Origin of the sequence: Stenotrophomonas sp. NRRL B-14846, from assembly GCF_050473585.1 — a bacterium.
Lineage (GTDB): Bacteria > Pseudomonadota > Gammaproteobacteria > Xanthomonadales > Xanthomonadaceae > Stenotrophomonas.
In genome coordinates, this window is the sequence record NZ_JBFLUN010000023.1 from 91,310 (window position 1) to 107,283 (window position 15,974).

A 15,974-nucleotide genomic window follows, 5' to 3' on the forward strand; every position below is an offset into this window, starting at 1 on the left:
ATGCGCCCCTCTAACGCCGCCAGGATGTCATGCCCTGGGGCACTTTTCAATAAGGATCAGACCACTTCGGCCACTTGGGCCGCTGCGTCCTTGAATACGCTCGCAACGGTGTCAGCGAGCTCCTGCCCTTCCAGTACGCCAAGATCAACGATCTGGTACCTGAGGCGCAGGAGCTTTATGGCGCAACGCATGATGTCTTCCATGTTCCCTTTGGACTCGCTTGCTGCCGCTTGGGCCCAACCGTGAGCGATAGCCTTTGCAAGTACCGGGTTCCCGCCAATCAGTGGACGCTCAAAGATCGCTACGTGGGCGTCCTCTGTCAGAGCTCTCAGCAGGCGCCACCGATCAACGCCCGCTTCGGGTCCCAAGTCAAGCGCTGACGCTCGCATGTAGAGCCGCTGCAGGGCATTACGTACCCCGCCGCTGAATCGATCTTGAGACTTGCTCTCGAATCGCCAGCGTACAACGTCGGGCAGCAATACAGTGGTCAGATAGGCCCAAACGTCATCCCGCAACCCTTCGCCACTTGCCAGTGAGCTAAACGACGCAAGGGCAATGGCTGCGTCACGATCGAACTTGGCGCGCCCGGTCTGCCCCGACAAGGTGGGAAACCCACACCCTTCCGCAGTCTTGCGAATAGTCGCGGCGATCTCCTCAGCCACACGATGCTCTCTGACCCCCCCACTTGCTGCAAAGCTCGATAGCGAGGCGTGGTCATTCACAAAGGCTACGGCATCGTCGGACGAGTAACACGTGCCGAGCTCCGCCATCAGGCGATTGACGCCCAAGCGGGACAATCTTGGGAGAAGAATGGTGGTCATGCGGTCTGCTCTCCAACGTCGGCGGATGCAATCAGTGCAGCGTTGAATGCGCCAGGGTCACTCTCGAGCAATCGGACGATACCTGTCAGCCCGCCTTCATTGGGGAAGGCCTGACTGAGCCAGTGATTCGCCACCGCGCCAACCGAACCTTCCTCGAACGCCTCGAGATCCAAGTCCTTGCCGTTACGCAGGAGAATGGTCGAGCACATGTGTGAGGCGACGCCGCCAAGGACCGCCTGGATAGTCGCGCGATCACCCAACAGGAACTTCTCAAGGAATGTCTCCTCGTCAGAGTTGACATAGAGAACGACCTTCGAGGAAAAGTCGCCGGAAAGATCCTCTGGCCGCCATTCGACATACCAAGGGGCATGCTCATGCGGCTTGCCGGCGAAGGCAGCTCCAAAGCCAATGGCGGAGACAGGGAATCTGGAAGAGCCTCCATCTTCGATCAGCACATCACAACTGTTCTCCCACAAGCGAGACCCTTTCAGCACTGGCGAAAGTGGCGTTGCTTCAGCGGACGGCGCGGTCAACGCAATCGTCAAGCGCATGACCAGCTGAGAGGACAGCGTGCTGCCTGGAACCGATGCCTCCAGAAGGGCTGATGGGTTTTGCTTGGAGAGTGGCAGTGCCTGTGCGTACTGAACTTGCCTGGGCAACTGACCCTGCCCTGTTCCAATCAGCAGCTGCGCGGATGCCAGCCAATCCTCCTCTCCAAACTGAAGCGACTTGGACGCGGAATCCCAATCGATTTGAACACTCCCTCGTACGACCAAGTCACGGGCGTAGTCCCAGTCGGCCAGGACTTCGGGCGCAGGAAGAAGGGGAGCATTGGGGTCTCCCACAAACCAGCCACTGAATTGGACCGCTTCATCGGGAATTCTTAGGTACGGATACGCGATTCTGCTCATGCCGCGTCCTCACTAAGTACTCGGACTGCGACAGTCACAGCAGCGCCCTTCACCATTCGAACGACCGCGGTAACCTTCCCGCTCAATAGCCCGACGTCGAGGATCTGATCCTTGCTGATCAGGTCATGGGCTTCCAGTGACACGCTGTGTAGTCGTGGAAGCAGATTCGAGGGTACGTCTTCTGCACTGATTCCATTGCCATCAGCGACCAGCTTCGGCTCGACGATGAGCGTGAGCGGCCCTTGGCTCCCGTCATTGGTCAGATCAACCCTGAACGTCGCAAGAGCCGCACCGTCCTGAGCAAGAGAGAGTCCAATCATCTCGGGGGACGACAGCCGGACGCCCTTCTTGGATGATGGACCACCGCGCCTGGATACTTCAGGTTTTCCAGCGCCACGGGCGCTTGTAGGCGAGAGAAAGCGCCCCATCTGCCCAGCAGTTGCCGCGAGACTGGGGGATGCAGGGTCCGCTGATCTGCTGAGCGACTTGGTGGGCACAAATGTATCGGCATGGGTTCTGAGAGCCCGCATGCCGACTCGAACCATCGTCTGCTGCTTCCCCTTGGGAAGATTGTCCGGTGCCCAGTCATCGTGCGTTGGCGGCTCCGCCTGAGCAAAGGCTTCCTCCACCTCCGACTCAGCCGAGCAGACAAAAACCCCAGCCCACTCATGCAAGGAGTCCGGATAGGGGGCGCCGCGCATGTACTTCACCACCAATTCGACAGGGCGCATCAAGGCAATGTGTGATGCACCTGCCAGGATGTCTTCACCATTGGAAGAGGCCAGCGGATGCCTCTGCGCCGCAACCCCTGGGGCGAATGCGAGCTTGCCCAAAGCCTTTGCAGGACGCTGAGAACGAACTTCCTTCAATGAACCCGCATTGGAGCGAATGTCGGCGAGTGCGCGGCAGAAGAGGTCCAGTGGCGGGAAAGCCTCAGGCGCAGGAACATCCAGCGGCTGGCCGTCAATCTCAATGCTGACCGTCAGGCGGCGGTCAGCCGCGGTCGTCTCCGACATTCTTGGCCAGAAGTTCAGGAGTACGCACGTAATCAGCTCAGGCCCCAGTTCCTGGGTGGAAGAGATTTCAAGCTCTGGATCTACGATAACGATCGAGGTCCCGCTATCAGCTTCGGATCGAGAGAACATCCCCAACTCGCCACTCAAGTCGAGTGCATCTGCTCCGATCGCGGGAGCCACGCTGTCGCTGCCCGCGGGTATGCCCCACCAGTGGCGACCCGTGAAACGCCGAATGCCAGTTCCCACACTCGCGTCGAAAGCCTCTCCCAAGTGGCAGGCCATAAGACGGCGAACCGGCTCTCCTTCATTGAAAGTTTGGCTATCAACCAGGACAAGCGAGCACGAACTCATTGCATAGAGCGAGCTCTTTCCATAGCCGTAGGTGCCGCCACCCTGGTGGCTGTCTCGGGCTGCTCCGACATTCTTGAGGAAGTTGACGAAGTTAGCCCGCTCCTCTCCTGACGGCGCGACATCAGCCTCTACAGGGCCAGAAAGGCCCGCCGTACCAAAGTCGGCAATCTCAAAAACCCAGAGCTCGGGCTTCTCCAAAGAGTCGCTGAGAACCTGCTTGGATGGACCGCCGGCTGGCATCTGGGCCAACACTGAGTTCGACAGGGCATTCCGCTCAGTGTCCCTCAACTTCCGCAGGCGAATACGTGCCTCAGGGGATCGTCCGGGCAGGGTTGCATCAATTACGTTCTGCAGACTCTCGCGCACCAATGTCTGAAGGAGGTTGAGGTTGGGTCTGCCCAACAGTCGCTTGAAGCCTTCCCCCGCGAGGTTCCCATTCTTTGAGAAGGGTTCGCTGTACAGCTCAAGTTTCATGAGAAGACTGCCTCGTAGACGTGTTCATGCCGAGTGCTCGGTACCAACTGGTCCGCGGCTGAACCCAAATCAATCGTGTATTGGACATCGCCAACGCCGGCCGGCAGTTGCCCATTTGGCAGCAGGTTGGTGGTGAGCCTTGGGAAGTTGTCAGAGACCAAGTAAAGCCTGATGGCCTCCAAGGTGGTGCGCAGAGCGTTCCACTCCGGAGCCTTGGAGTCCTGACAGCCCATCGATGCCAGACGACTGACAATGGCATCTTCCTGAACTCCCAATGCAATCAACTCTTTGCAGAGCTGCTCTACATAAACATTTCCGGCTGCAGACCTCTCAAGCACTACGTGAGCTAACCAAAGCGGGGTGTCAGCGGGCGGAGAGAGTTGTTCGAGCCCATGGATGTGCACAGTTGAGCTCTGCAGAAAGGCGGTGGACTTGACTTCCAACGCGCCGCCCGGACCTCGAAAGTCGTGTCGATGACCCAGTGGGCCGGTCCAGGAGTCAACTGCCTGCGCGCTTCGCCTTGCACCCTCTCGAAGAACCACAAGCTCGCCGAGCAAGCCGAGCACCGTGCTCAAGTCAACCGGAGTTTGAGGCTCCTCTGCCAGTAGAATTCGAAAATCTCTGATGCAAGACGCGACGGCGGCCAGCGGAGGTATGCCGTCTGCGATTCTTGAAACGATTTGCGTGCAGAGATCGCCAAAAGGACTTTCCAGTCGCCGCTCGCGAAGACCAATGTCGACGTAGAGCGACCAGATGCCACTGAGCGAAAGTCGCGTGATAGATATATCAACGCTGGGTCCCCCAAGCTTTCGCACGTCAGAAGCCGACCCTCCAGATGACACTGGAATCAGCAGTCTCGGAGCTGCTTCAGGTGTAAGTGCATACCGAATGGCGCCAAACCCGGAGTCAACCCCTGAGGTCACTGTTGCGACATCCGCTCCGTCGCTCCGCCGCGTGCTGCTGCGAAGCGAGAGCCAGTGCTCGTGGGCAGTCTCACGCATCCTGCGCCTGCTCTGTGTTGCCTGCTTCCCCATCCTCGAGCTGATCTGGTGTAGGGACGTTCAGTTCCACGCTGAAGTAGCGACCGGTTCGGTCAATGCGACCAGGGAATACGAATCCGAGGCCGATGAGGTCGCCCTTGGCGTTCAGTGCTACGCGATGATCGCCGGCCCTGCTCGGTTCAGAGACGCTGTCTATCGGGTACACCAAGAGAAGGGGCGTATCGGGACGATAGCTCTTCAGCTTTTCCCATCCATCGGTCGATTGAGCATCGGATTCCTCAACATCAGCGAGCACATCTTGTTTCGACATCAAAGCCTTGATGTCGGCATAGTCAGACGACTCGGGCAACCTGGAACGAATGACAGGTCCAATGTCACTCAGGCCACCCAAGTGGACTCGCCGCTCAGCCCTGCTGGAGCTCACAATCGCGACATTCCAGAACGGCATGCGACTGGCGGATCCATCAATGTAGGTCAGCAACATCTCTTTGGTGAGATTCAGCTGCTTGTCGCACATGCTGTAGTTGGCTAGGAACTTTCGCACTACAGTGCCGGGAACATCCATGAAGACGTTCTCCTTTATCCGCGAGTACTTCTCAGCAATCAGCTGGTCAACAAGGCTCGCCGCGGCGCTCCAGTTCTTGGAAACCACGTCTGAGTCGGTGTGATCAAAGCGAGTCGTTTGCTCGTGCTTTCCGTCGAAGCTGATGCTCGTCCTGATTGCATGCCGCATCTTCGCCGCTGATGTGATCGCTAGCCCGGGAATTGATCGAACTTTCACTGCGAAGTCCAGTGGCGAAACCTCTGCCGAACGGTAGGTGGAAATTTCCTTTCGGATTTCCTCCTCTACCTGTGCCAGCGCCCGGAAGTTTGATATCAGGTCTTGGGTCGTCCAGAGGCGCGGGAGATCCTCGTATCCCTTTCTGAACCCAAACCAGCGCCCCATTTGTAGCAACGTGTCGTACTGGCGAGAGGTCCGCAGGAAGAACGACACTGAGAGTCCTTCAAGAGTAAGTCCGCGCGCCAGCACCGATCCACCCACGACAATGTAGGTCTTTGCATCGCCGGTAAAGTCCAGGCGCTCGAGACTCTCCCCGTTCTCAACAACGAGTTCCAAGGCTTCCAGAACCTCCGGGAGGAGGGGCTTGAGTGTGCTGTCCAAGAGTGTTGGATCGCTTTGGTCACTCAGAGGGCTTCTGACAATCTCCTCTGAGAATACTTGGCGCACCAAGTCTCCGGCGGCTCCGGAGAGCGATTCAATAGAGCGCCGATTAGTTGCCAGCCAGGCGCGAATGGCATCAGCCATGCTGTCGTGCTGTGCAATGTATGCGGAGGTGTGAACGAGCATCGTCATGTGCTCGCTCTGCTGCCCTCGCGCGCGGCGAATGGCACAAGTGATCAGGAACCAGACGATTGCCTTCTGAAGCTGAGGCGTCACATCGGGCGTGAACGTCTTGTGGCCGTTCTTTCCCTTAGGAACCAGCAGATCGACCTCTTCCGACGGTATGGATCGGAACATGTCCCGTCCGAAGTCGACAGCATCATCGTCGGCGGATGCGTCGGCCTCACCGAAGACCTCAAGTGTGCCGAAGTAGCCCTTGGGACGAGGCAGTGCGGTAATGAAGTCCTCAGGATAGAGATCATCCAGTTTATCTGCGCGAACCGGGAACGGATTGATAAATACATTTGCAAACGGCGTCGCGGTATAGCCGACGTACGAAACGCAAGGTAGCGCTGCTATCAGCCTTCGGATCGCTTCGTTGATCCGAGTCATCTCTTCATCATCGGCACCGGAATTCACGGATGCCTGATCGCACTCGTCATCGATGATCAGTGCCTTGAGCTTTCGCTTAATTGGCCGAGCCGTATTTGTCACAGTCTCGAGCAACTTCTCGAGGCGCGTAGACTCCTTTTTAATTACAGCCAGCTGAGCGCCCCCCTTGTGTGGCATCACAAACTGACCGTTTGGAGGCCTGACAAAGTCGCCATTGTCTTCCGCAGTGGTGTACTTCTGCCACAGGGTGCCGTGCCTGTTTACAACATCTGCTTCGATGCGGCGCTGAGTCTGTGCACGAAGCTTGTTTGTGACGCCACCGAGAAGAATGATCAGGTTGTAGCCAGCATCCACGGCCTTGGCGATGACCGCGGTCATGTTTGCAGTCTTTCCGGACTGGACATAGCCAACGACCAATCCTCGACATCTGAACTCGTCCTCGGCTGGATTCGCTAGCAGAGAGACTATTTCGGAGGAGGAGTCATCCAGCGATTCGGACGCATCCTTCCACTTCTTGACTTCGCGGAGATAGTTCAGGAGCGCGGGCCAGTGTTTGTCATGTTCCGTCGGCCCCTTGTACCAGGTCGGCCGTGGCTTGATCAGCGAGTTCTTGCGCAGAATTTCCACGTTCTGGAACGACGAACGCACCAACTCGATAGCCGCCTGGAAGTTGGCATTCATCTGTTCAGGGAATGGGCCCATTACCGTTTCGAGGGCCTGTCGCGCCGCCGCCGCGGCCGCGTCCAAGGTGTCGTAACTTGGGAGCTTCTCCCGGATAATCGTCGAGAGGGCTTCTACTTGTGTATTCAAGTCGGCATCCTGCGCATTCGTAAACTGGGGGCGGCGACAGGCATCGAGCCGAATGCGCCCCCTGCGACATCCATGCCCTTTGGGAGGGTCGTGAGAGAGTGACCCTTGTCTCTGATTGTTTACGACAAAAACCGTCCATGCAACCACCATTTGGTCGCATTCGGTCTCAAATTGGGCTATCCCCACGGATCTTCAGCCTTCGGCCGAGCGTCGCCCGTTGGCCCGCACTGAAGGGCTGTGAACATCGACAGCCGGGCTTGTGACATGGGCCACACACGGCGTGTGTGGCCAGCCGAAGCAGCAAGCGCCGCTCAGGTGGACGCCTTTACCTCATGGGCCAACCGAGCCTGTTGGTTTTGACCTTGGGGCGCAAGTACCTACGGTGCCAAACAGATGGCCTGTGGTGCTTGATCGAGGGGATACCGGTGCAGGCTCCCACCGCTGCCGCTGCACCCACTCGCTGGCCATCACCGTCAACGAAAGCACCGCCATCAGTAGCCCCTCCATCTGCCGGTCGACCAAGCGCTTCTCGGACCTGCCTCTCTGCCGCGTGAGTTTCTCAGCTAAGTCCATTTCGACTAGGGCGCCTAGGGTGCAATTGGCGCCAGGCCACTGCATGCGGACGACGAGCGTGTGCAACATGAGATTCAGATGCGGGGCACAGTGGTGGGAGATGGTCGTATCAGAATGTGGGCCTTACAGAGGTGGTCCAGCGTGGTCTCCCATCCCGCTGTACTTACATTCGCTATGTGCGCGCTCGCTCCGCCACAAGCCGCCCACTCCAATGCGACAGCAGCGGCACAACGCAGGGAACATCAATTTCCCTATCCGCATACAGCACAACTACAAGCTGCTCCAGCGAGTTATCCACCAACATCACGGGTATGCCGTGACAGCTGACCTCGAAGTACCTCTCCCCCGCGTACCGCGCGGGCAGCACCAGGCCCCCGCGCACCAGTCGAACGGCTTCCTCGCGCATGACAGCAAATTCAGCGTCGGACACCTTCCGAAACGTCCGCAGCTCCAAGCCTGCCTTGGGTACATGCCGGCTGGCGATCGTGGCAGACAGCGCCGCCAGCAGCACGACGCCATAGATCACAGGCTTCATTGGACGCTCTGCAAATAGGGGATGGACCAAAAGGCGAACGGTCCGCTGATAACGCGTGGGTGACCACCAGCCAAGCGACAGATGGCCACGTCCAACTGGGTTACTCCCTCACCTGCAACCGCTCAGTCACCTGCGCAGTCAACGCCACGCACGCCATCTTCAACCCTTCCATCACCCGATCCCCCAGGTACTCCTCGGGCGCACCATTCTGCCGAGTCCGCTCTGCAGCCAGCATCAGCTCCGCCACCACGCGCAGGCCAGCCAACGCACAATCCGCATCCGCCAGCTGAAGGCAACGCCCAGGCAGTTGATGCCGTTCCGGCCAAGGCTGGCCATCCGCAGCCGCACCAGATCCGATGCGGCGCAGCGTGGCGACGAAGGCGTTGGGATCGACGGACGGTTCGCGCTCGGGTTCGGCGTTGTCCGGATCGTACTGCGCGTGCAGGGAACGGAAGTCCGATGTGTTCATGGCAATGCTCCGTACAGGACAGATAGCAGCGCCACCAATAAAGGTGGCGGACGGTGCGGGCTCGAAAACCGGTTAATGCCAGACCGGCGGGCCCGAAGGCCCCCACGCACCGCCCGCCATGGAACGCGAACGGATTGCCAGCCGGCGTCACCCGAAGGTGACGCCGACTGACAAGCGTATACAGCTGGCATAAACACGGGTTTTCGAGTCCCGCGCCACCCTTTTCCGGTGGCACGCCAAGAGATACCCGCGCAGCTGCCAAATGCCAAGAAACTGTAGAACCGGCGATTGCCAGTCCTGACGCTTTCGGCATTGTCGCACACGGTGTTAAGCCAGCAAGCGATTGCGCCGCAACGGTCTTGAAGGGCTTGGCGCTATTGGCTCCAAGCGCAGGAATGCCCGCAGCCAGGGCAATGGCCTAGGGCCAATCGCGACAGATTGGACCAGTGGTTCAGCCGGGCGGCGCCTCGGCCGTGGGCATGAAGGTCAGACGCACCCGTACCCGCGCCTGCCGCGCGACGCCCTCAACCACGACCGGATCAAAGCGCCATTGGTCCACTGCGGCAAGGGCCACACGATCCATCTCCCGTAGTCCGCTGGACCGCGCCACCATCACGTTGGAGACTTGGCCTAGCTCATCCAGTTGAGCAACCAGCAGCACCGCCATGGGAGCCTGCAGGAAGGTATCGGGTGGCGTGGCAGGGGCCGTTGAATACTCAATGGCGGGCGCCTGCTGCAGCTTGAAGGAGGGGTTGTCACCGGCCTCTACGAACACTTCAGTGGAAACCTGCGGGTCTGCCGCCATGGCCGTGGCAGGTGTAGCGCCCAGCAGCATCAGAACGAGGTTCAGTGCTAGGGCGGTGTTGAAGCGGGACATACGTGGTTTCCATTCCGGTGCGCTGCCAGCATAGCGGCCATCCCCTGGCATCGCTTGCCTTGAATACCGGTGTGCGGGATTTCTGCGCGGATCACATAGGCACGCCCGGCCGTGGCCACAGCGCATCGTCACGCTCTAGGTCGTAGTCGCTGCCGAACGCCAACGCCGTCTCGCGCGGCGGCAGGTCTGTTTAGCAGCCCAGCAGGTACTCATCCATGCCGGCATCGCGATGGTCGATGGCGAACAGGTGGAGAAGTTCCTTGTCGAAGGCATCCAGCCATGCGGGGTGGATCTTGGTCATGGTCATTCTCCTGAGTGCAGGAATAGTGCCTGCACTATCGCGTGCTTGCTAACACCAGAACTGGCCCGTGCAATGTTCATCGGCAGGAATCCCCATCCCGTCCTGGGGCTTTGTGAAGCCAGTTCAGGTCCTGCCGGCCGGTGCGGTGTATAAACTGCCGACACGTGAGTGCCCGAATGTGAGGAACGGATGCGACACCTACTGAGGCCATGGATGGTACTGCTGCCCCTGCTTATGGGCGGCTGTGGTTCGCAGGCACCCCAGATGTATGGCGATGGTTTCCCCGTTGCCAAGCCGATGGATCTGGTCCATGCAGGTGCGACGGTGGAGGCGCGTTTTGAATTGCCGCCGCCTTGGGAGAAGGATCCCAAACCTCGCACGTTCCTGATTGGATTCCGTACCGGTGGGCCCGCCAAGCGCCCGGATATGAAACCGGGCGATGTCGCCTTCCTTGAAGACGCCCGGATTCCCCTGAAGGTGCAGCTGTGGAAGCTGGAGGGCGACACCGAAACACCCATAGCGCTACAGGTATTGAATCGCGATCTGCCTGCTGTCTGGCAGGGCAGTCGATATCAACCGGCCAAGGGCGATGTGTACGAGTACAGGAGTGCCGTCGGCGCGGATTCGAACAGTCTGGTCAACGCAGGAAAGTACGACATGTCCCTGGCCTACAGGGAATATGAGGTGGCCCGTGCCGATTCCGGGGATCTCACGGCCGGGAAGTACCGGCTGAAGGTGACAAACCTTCAGGGCAACCCGGAAGTTGCACATCTCAACATCGAGCTTCTCGTCGCCAACTACAACGTGAAATAGGACTATGGACAGTCAATCGAATAGTGCAGCCGCACCTCAGGAAGGCAAGAAGGGCCCTTACACCGTCACGCTCTACCTCGCTGCTCCGGGGACACCTGTTGCAGGCAAGGATGGGACGACCCACTCATCTTCGGCGGGCCATGCCTACTTCATGGTTGCCGATGGTGACAAGAAAGACGGATATGGGTTCTCGCCGATAAAAACGGGGATCACCGGGCCTGGGCACGTGGTGAAGGGGGAATTCGAGAACTACCAGAACCCTCGGTTCTCCTACACGCTCGAGATCACCAAGGATCAGTACGACAAACTGAAGGCGTATGGCGAGGCGAGCGTCAATCGCGATCAGGACCGTTTCAATCTCTATTACAACGGCTTGTCGAACAGCTGCGTCGATTACGTGTGGACAGGCCTTGGTCAGGCCGGTTTGCGGCCCAAGCTCGAGAAGCCCGATCCCAGCTTCGAGGGGACGATGAAGGTGCTTCCGAACATCGATGCGCTGAAGAGCATTCCCAAGCCGTTCCCTGATAGCAAGCTCAATTCGACGCACGAGAATCCCCTTCCCAAGAAGCAAACTACGTTGCAGAAGCTGTTGACCGAGGTGGAGGGTGAACTGCCGCCGCACGAGCGGGTAGCTGTACTTTCGCCGGAATCGCAGCGGCTGTTTGATCGCATGCGGTTGGACCTGCCTGAGAAGGTGAGCGATGCGCAGGTGATGTCAGCGATGGTTGCTGCGCGGGAGAACGGCATCCACCAGCCGCAACAGCTGCGCGATGTGGTGCTGCAGGAAGAGAAGATCTTCGTGATGGGCACGACGCCCGGCTTCAGGGCCATGGTGGATCTGAACCAGGCTCAGCAAAGCCTTGAGGAGGGGCTGGCCCGCAGTCAGCAGATCGACACGCGAGTGACTGAGCAGACCCGTCAGGAAACGCAGCAGCGCGAGGCGGCTGCACAGACGTCCGGCGGCATGCAGATGGGCTAGTGCCGCCACCCGCGAGCTTTCGGGGCGCTGGTACTGCACGCTGGCTCACAAATTCAGCAAGCCGCGATCGGCCTCCTCTATTCCTCCACCTGCCCGCCATCCCACCTATGCCATCATCCGCCCAGGACCGCAGCACCCATCAAGGCTGAACAGGCATGGAGCAGGCAACACGCTACACAGCAACGCTTTATCTGGCCGCGCCCGGCACCCCATTGAAAAGTGGGGGCATCTCGCCGCGCGGCCATATGTACCTGCAGGTGGCGGCGGGCGACGAGGCCCACAGCTACGGCTTCGCACCACCGCGCCAGGCGCCGGGCGAGACCCGCACCGGCGTGCAGTACGCGCAGGTGCGCCACGACGATGCCGACGAGCATCTGCAGCCGTACTACAGCCGCACCCTGGAAATCACCGAGGAGCATTACGGCTGCCTGCGTGACTTCGCCGAGGAACCGGCCGAGTTCGAATTCGATGTGGATCGCCCGGCCACCATCAACCGTTGCAGCGACTTCGTCTGGGCCGCCCTGCACTACGCCGGCCTGCATCCGCTGCCGGCGCCACTGGATGGCGGCAGCAACCTGGGCGAGTTCGCGGTGCTGTTCAACCTGCCGGAAATCCAGTGCATTGCCGCGCCGTTCCCGGGCAGCGATCTGAATGCCGAAACCCATCATGCGATGCCCGAGCGCGAGGCCGAGCATCATCGCCAGGGCGACCGTGCCAGCGACGAGCCGCCGCCGACGCCGATTGAAGTGGCCGGCACGCTGCTGGACCCTTCGCATCCGGACCATCGCCTGTTCTCGCAGCTGATACAGAAGGTAGCCGAGCTGGACGCCGCGCATGGCCGTCCGTTCGATGCGGCCAGCCAGCGCATCAGTGCCAGCCTGCTGGTGCTGGCCAAGCAGAACAATCTCTCGCGCGTGGACCACGTGCTGCTCAGCCAGCCGACCCAAAACAGCCATGCCGCCGAGAGCATCTTCATCGTGCAGGGCGACCGCAACGACCCGGGGCACCGCCGCGCCAGCATCGCCACCGAGGTGGCGGCCAAGACCGATGTGGCTGATTCGCTGCGGTTGAAGGAGCAGTAATCCGCGCGTCTGCCATACGCAGGCAGACGCACGCCACGCCCCCCTCCTGCTACCATTCCCCCGCAACCCCAGCCAGCCCACCCGCGCAGACAGATGCAGGTCGGGCCGTCGCAGTACGGCCCAGCGAGCCAGGACACCTTCCCGTGCCCATTCAAGGACGCTCGCATGTTCCGTAATCCTCTCTTCCGTTCGGCCGCCCTGGCCCTCGCTGTGTCGCTCAGCGTCGGCGTGCCTTCGGCGTTCGCCGACAACGCACCTGCCGCCAGCGCCACCACCGCGGTGCAGCGCCAGGCCGTGGCCAAGGGCCTGTACGAGCTGGCCTACAGCCCGAAGCAGAACGCCGTGTTCGTGGCCTCGTCCGGAGGCTTCGGCGATGACGCCGGCCCGGCCCAGGTGCTGCGCCTGAACCCGGCCACGCTGGCCGTGGAAACCCGCATCCCGCTGGAGCGCAAGGCGTTCGGCGTGGTGCTGGATGACGCCCACAACCGCCTGTACGTGGGCAACACCGTGGACCTGTCGGTGACCGTGGTCGACACCGCGCAGAACAAGGCCGTGGGCACCATCCAGCTGATGGAGAAGAAGACCGGCAAGGACGGCAAGGCCGCCTACACCCATGACCTGCGCGAGCTGGTGGTCGACAGCGCGGCCAACCGCCTGTACGTGACCGGCCACAGCAGCCAGCCGGACGTGAGCAGCGTGCTGTTCGTGATCGATACCACCACGCTGAAGGTGATCAACACCATCGACGGCCTGGGCAATGCCAAGGCACCGGGCCTGGCGCTGGATGCGGCCAACAAGCGCGTCTACACCAGCAACCTGCTGGCCGACCTGGTGGTGGTGGGCACCGATTCGAACAAGGTGGTGGCGCAGCACAAGATCGCCGCCGAGCAGCCGATGAACATCGCGCTGGACCCGGCCGGCAAACGCCTGTTCGTGACCGACCAGGGCTCGGAATTCCTGCGTGGTTACCAGGCCAAGAGCAGCGGCCTGGTCAGCAAGCACCCGGGCCAGCGCGTGCTGGTTCTCGACCGCAGCACCGGCAAGGAACTGGCCAGCATCCCGACCGACGCCGGCCCGCTGGGCATCCTGCTGGATGCACCGCGCAAGCGCCTGTACGTGACCAACCGCGAAGCCGGTACGGTGACCGCCTACAACAGTGACAGCTACCAGAAGGTGGCGACCTACACGGTGCCGACCCACCCGAACAGCCTGGCGCTGGATGCGAAGAACAACGTGTTGTTCGTGAGCATCAAGAACGGCGAGAAGGATGACAAGGGCGCTGACGAGAGCGTGGCGCGGATTCAGCTGTAAGGCGCTGACGCCGGGCCCCGCCCGTCGACGTGCCGCGTGAAGAAGGCAGGGTGCAGACCCTGCCTTTTTCCTTGCCCGGTTGCAGTGCTGGAGGCCGCCCGCTAGGGTTGAAGCCCATGGCAGGGAGCCAAAGGGTCTGAATCATGCTGGGTATCCATCGCTGGCTGCGTGCCGGCCTGATCTTCACGCTGGCGAGCGCACTCGGCGCCTGCAACAGCCGCATACCGGATGCGCCGGAGCCACTGGATCTGGTCAAGCCGATCGACGTGGCCGAACCCGGCCAGGCGGTGCGGTTCGAGTTCGAGACGAATGCCCGCAACTTCCAGCCGGGGCGCACGTATGCGCTGGAGCTGGAGTTGCAGCGCCAATCGACGCGAAGGCCCGACGAGCCTGACGTGGGCACGATGAGGGTCCCGTTCGAGGTGACCCTGCAGCAATGGGGCGCTGATGCCTGGAGGGATGTGCCCACCTACGACAGCTATCAAGCCGGGGTGCTCAATGCAGGTGAGCCGCTTCCGGAATGGCATGCATCCAGCGAATGGCGGTATACGTCGCCGCACATGGGCAGTGACGGCCAGTACACGCTGAGCCTGGTTGCTCTGCCACTGGAGCCTGATACGCGCTATCGCGTACAGGTTCGCACTGTGCAGGCCACGCCGGAACTGCAGCACTACGCGGCTCAGTTGCGGGTACACGCAGCCCGGCCGCCAGGCAAGTAAACAACCTCACCACTGGAAGGAACGAAGGAACCACCTTATGGACAAGCCACGCTATACCGTAGAGATCGTTATCGCTGCACCTGGCACACCGCTGATCGACCCCAGGACGCACAAGCAGGCCGTCGACGCGGAGGGCATTCCGCAGACGTCCGCCCCCGGCCATATGTTCTACGTCCTGCATGCACCCGGCGTGCCTGCGAAGAGCTATGGATTTGCTCCCAAGGAGCATGGAAGCATGAATGGTCCGGGCACCATCATGGAGGACGACGCAACGGTCTATAAGGACCCGCGCTATACGCGCACGCTCGAGATCAGTGAAGATCAGTACAAGAAGCTCCAGCAGTTCGGCTCGGACCCGGAGAAATTCGGCTTCAGCAAGCACTATCAGGATGTTCGCCACAACTGCGTGGACTTCACCTGGGAAGCACTGAATCACGCCGGCATCGAGCGGAAGAGAAGTATCGACGTGAACGGGCTGGTCGGTCCTGCCGCGCAGCTTCTTCCGGATGTGCGCATTCCCCTGGGCATGAAGGGCGAAGGCAAGGACGCTTATCGTCCGCTGCGCAACATCCACGGCGTCGAAAGCATCGATCCGCCGTTCCCCGGCAGCGAGCTCAACCGTACGAAAACCAACCCGATGCCCGATCGCACGTGGAAGCAGCACCTGCTGAGCGAGAACGACGACTTGGGTGAGCGTAGTGGTGAGCGGTTGGCCAACGACGCACGTGCGCCGGGTGATGCGTTGCATCCGCTGGACCAGCGCGTGCGTGCGGCGCTGGGTGAGGCCGCCGATCGGCAGGGGCTGCCGCCGGGACAGCAGCCCGAACTGCTGGCGGGCCACCTGACGCGCTTGGCGGTGCAGGGAGGCTACACCGAGCGCGACACCTTGCAGGTGGCCTTCAGCAGTGGCGGTGCGGCGGATTCGCCGGGCTATGTCTTTCTGCAGCGCACGGGCGAGACCGCATCACCGGATCCGGCGGCGAACCGCCAGCGCCTTTCGCTGGCCGATGCCCAGCAGGGCACGGTTGAAGAGGTGTACCAGCTCGCCAGCGTGCAGCATCAGAGCCGCGAGGCCAGCCGCGTCGCGCAGGACGATCAGCTGCAGCAGCAGACGCAGCACGCCCAGCCGCGAATGGGCTGATACAGGGTTTTCCACA

Annotated in this window: 14 protein-coding genes and 1 pseudogene; 6 read left to right on the forward strand and 9 right to left on the reverse strand. The window is 60.8% G+C overall.

All coding sequences use genetic code 11. The features are described from left to right. Positions 1-56: 56 nt before the first annotated feature. From AB1281_RS22245 to AB1281_RS22285, 9 genes and pseudogenes are all read right to left on the reverse strand, one after another. Positions 57-821, reverse strand: a complete 765-nt coding sequence (locus AB1281_RS22245; protein ID WP_164117581.1) for a hypothetical protein — start codon at positions 819-821, stop codon at positions 57-59. Continuing rightward, on the reverse strand, positions 818-1,732 hold the full coding sequence (locus AB1281_RS22250; protein WP_430347066.1) for a hypothetical protein: 915 nt from the start codon (positions 1,730-1,732) through the stop codon (positions 818-820). Before AB1281_RS22250 ends, AB1281_RS22245 begins: the two co-directional genes overlap by 4 nt. Next, positions 1,729-3,573 (reverse strand): hypothetical protein, encoded by a 1,845-nt coding sequence (locus AB1281_RS22255; RefSeq protein ID WP_430347067.1) that lies wholly within the window; start codon positions 3,571-3,573, stop codon positions 1,729-1,731. The genes AB1281_RS22250 and AB1281_RS22255 overlap by 4 nt, the downstream gene beginning before the upstream one ends. Beyond that, positions 3,570-4,607, reverse strand: a complete 1,038-nt coding sequence (locus AB1281_RS22260) for a PD-(D/E)XK motif protein (protein ID WP_343202914.1) — start codon at positions 4,605-4,607, stop codon at positions 3,570-3,572. Before AB1281_RS22260 ends, AB1281_RS22255 begins: the two co-directional genes overlap by 4 nt. Beyond that, positions 4,567-7,158, reverse strand: coding sequence for a Z1 domain-containing protein (locus AB1281_RS22265; RefSeq protein WP_204260640.1), 2,592 nt, complete (start codon positions 7,156-7,158; stop codon positions 4,567-4,569). Before AB1281_RS22265 ends, AB1281_RS22260 begins: the two co-directional genes overlap by 41 nt. A gap of 745 nt (positions 7,159-7,903) precedes the next feature. Further along, the gene (locus tag AB1281_RS22270; protein WP_430347068.1) at positions 7,904-8,266 is read right to left on the reverse strand and encodes a hypothetical protein; all 363 of its coding nucleotides are present in this window, start codon (positions 8,264-8,266) and stop codon (positions 7,904-7,906) included. Positions 8,267-8,366: 100 nt separating this feature from the next. Then, positions 8,367-8,735, reverse strand: a complete 369-nt coding sequence (locus AB1281_RS22275; RefSeq protein ID WP_153674947.1) for a hypothetical protein — start codon at positions 8,733-8,735, stop codon at positions 8,367-8,369. A gap of 451 nt (positions 8,736-9,186) precedes the next feature. Next, a complete protein-coding gene (locus AB1281_RS22280; RefSeq protein ID WP_430347069.1) occupies positions 9,187-9,612 on the reverse strand; it encodes a TonB family protein in 426 nt (141 codons plus the stop codon). A gap of 91 nt (positions 9,613-9,703) precedes the next feature. Next, positions 9,704-9,913 (reverse strand): annotated as a pseudogene (locus tag AB1281_RS22285) (hypothetical protein). Positions 9,914-10,126: 213 nt separating this feature from the next. On the opposite strand from AB1281_RS22285, the gene AB1281_RS22290 reads away from it, so the two are divergent. The 6 genes from AB1281_RS22290 to AB1281_RS22315 all read left to right on the forward strand — a co-directional run bounded on the left by AB1281_RS22290 (position 10,127) and on the right by AB1281_RS22315 (position 15,958). Next, complete coding sequence (locus AB1281_RS22290; RefSeq protein WP_430347070.1) at positions 10,127-10,726, forward strand: hypothetical protein; 600 nt, start codon at positions 10,127-10,129, stop codon at positions 10,724-10,726. A 4-nt stretch (positions 10,727-10,730) separates the two neighbouring features. After that, positions 10,731-11,705 carry a lytic enzyme gene (locus AB1281_RS22295; RefSeq protein ID WP_430347071.1) on the forward strand — a complete coding sequence of 325 codons (975 nt, stop codon included), beginning with the start codon at positions 10,731-10,733 and terminating at the stop codon, positions 11,703-11,705. 155 nt (positions 11,706-11,860) lie between these two features. Then, complete coding sequence (locus AB1281_RS22300) at positions 11,861-12,787, forward strand: XVIPCD domain-containing protein (protein ID WP_430347072.1); 927 nt, start codon at positions 11,861-11,863, stop codon at positions 12,785-12,787. 165 nt (positions 12,788-12,952) lie between these two features. Further along, entirely contained in the window at positions 12,953-14,098 is a 1,146-nt protein-coding gene (locus AB1281_RS22305) for a YncE family protein (RefSeq protein WP_430347073.1), read from the forward strand. 143 nt (positions 14,099-14,241) lie between these two features. Next, positions 14,242-14,817, forward strand: coding sequence for a hypothetical protein (locus tag AB1281_RS22310; protein WP_430347074.1), 576 nt, complete (start codon positions 14,242-14,244; stop codon positions 14,815-14,817). 37 nt (positions 14,818-14,854) lie between these two features. Continuing rightward, positions 14,855-15,958, forward strand: a complete 1,104-nt coding sequence (locus tag AB1281_RS22315) for a hypothetical protein (protein ID WP_430347075.1) — start codon at positions 14,855-14,857, stop codon at positions 15,956-15,958. Positions 15,959-15,974: the final 16 nt, after the last annotated feature.

Bases quoted from the DNA above. Each gene is read 5' to 3' on its own strand.
- AB1281_RS22245 (WP_164117581.1), bottom strand. From the start codon at position 821: ATGACCACCATTCTTCTCCCAAGATTGTCCCGCTTGGGCGTCAATCGC.
- AB1281_RS22250 (WP_430347066.1), bottom strand. From the start codon at position 1,732: ATGAGCAGAATCGCGTATCCGTACCTAAGAATTCCCGATGAAGCGGTC.
- AB1281_RS22255 (WP_430347067.1), bottom strand. From the start codon at position 3,573: ATGAAACTTGAGCTGTACAGCGAACCCTTCTCAAAGAATGGGAACCTC.
- AB1281_RS22260 (WP_343202914.1), bottom strand. From the start codon at position 4,607: ATGGGGAAGCAGGCAACACAGAGCAGGCGCAGGATGCGTGAGACTGCC.
- AB1281_RS22270 (WP_430347068.1), bottom strand. From the start codon at position 8,266: ATGAAGCCTGTGATCTATGGCGTCGTGCTGCTGGCGGCGCTGTCTGCC.
- AB1281_RS22275 (WP_153674947.1), bottom strand. From the start codon at position 8,735: ATGAACACATCGGACTTCCGTTCCCTGCACGCGCAGTACGATCCGGAC.
- AB1281_RS22280 (WP_430347069.1), bottom strand. From the start codon at position 9,612: ATGTCCCGCTTCAACACCGCCCTAGCACTGAACCTCGTTCTGATGCTG.
- AB1281_RS22290 (WP_430347070.1), top strand. From the start codon at position 10,127: ATGGTACTGCTGCCCCTGCTTATGGGCGGCTGTGGTTCGCAGGCACCC.
- AB1281_RS22295 (WP_430347071.1), top strand. From the start codon at position 10,731: ATGGACAGTCAATCGAATAGTGCAGCCGCACCTCAGGAAGGCAAGAAG.
- AB1281_RS22300 (WP_430347072.1), top strand. From the start codon at position 11,861: ATGGAGCAGGCAACACGCTACACAGCAACGCTTTATCTGGCCGCGCCC.
- AB1281_RS22305 (WP_430347073.1), top strand. From the start codon at position 12,953: ATGTTCCGTAATCCTCTCTTCCGTTCGGCCGCCCTGGCCCTCGCTGTG.
- AB1281_RS22310 (WP_430347074.1), top strand. From the start codon at position 14,242: ATGCTGGGTATCCATCGCTGGCTGCGTGCCGGCCTGATCTTCACGCTG.
- AB1281_RS22315 (WP_430347075.1), top strand. From the start codon at position 14,855: ATGGACAAGCCACGCTATACCGTAGAGATCGTTATCGCTGCACCTGGC.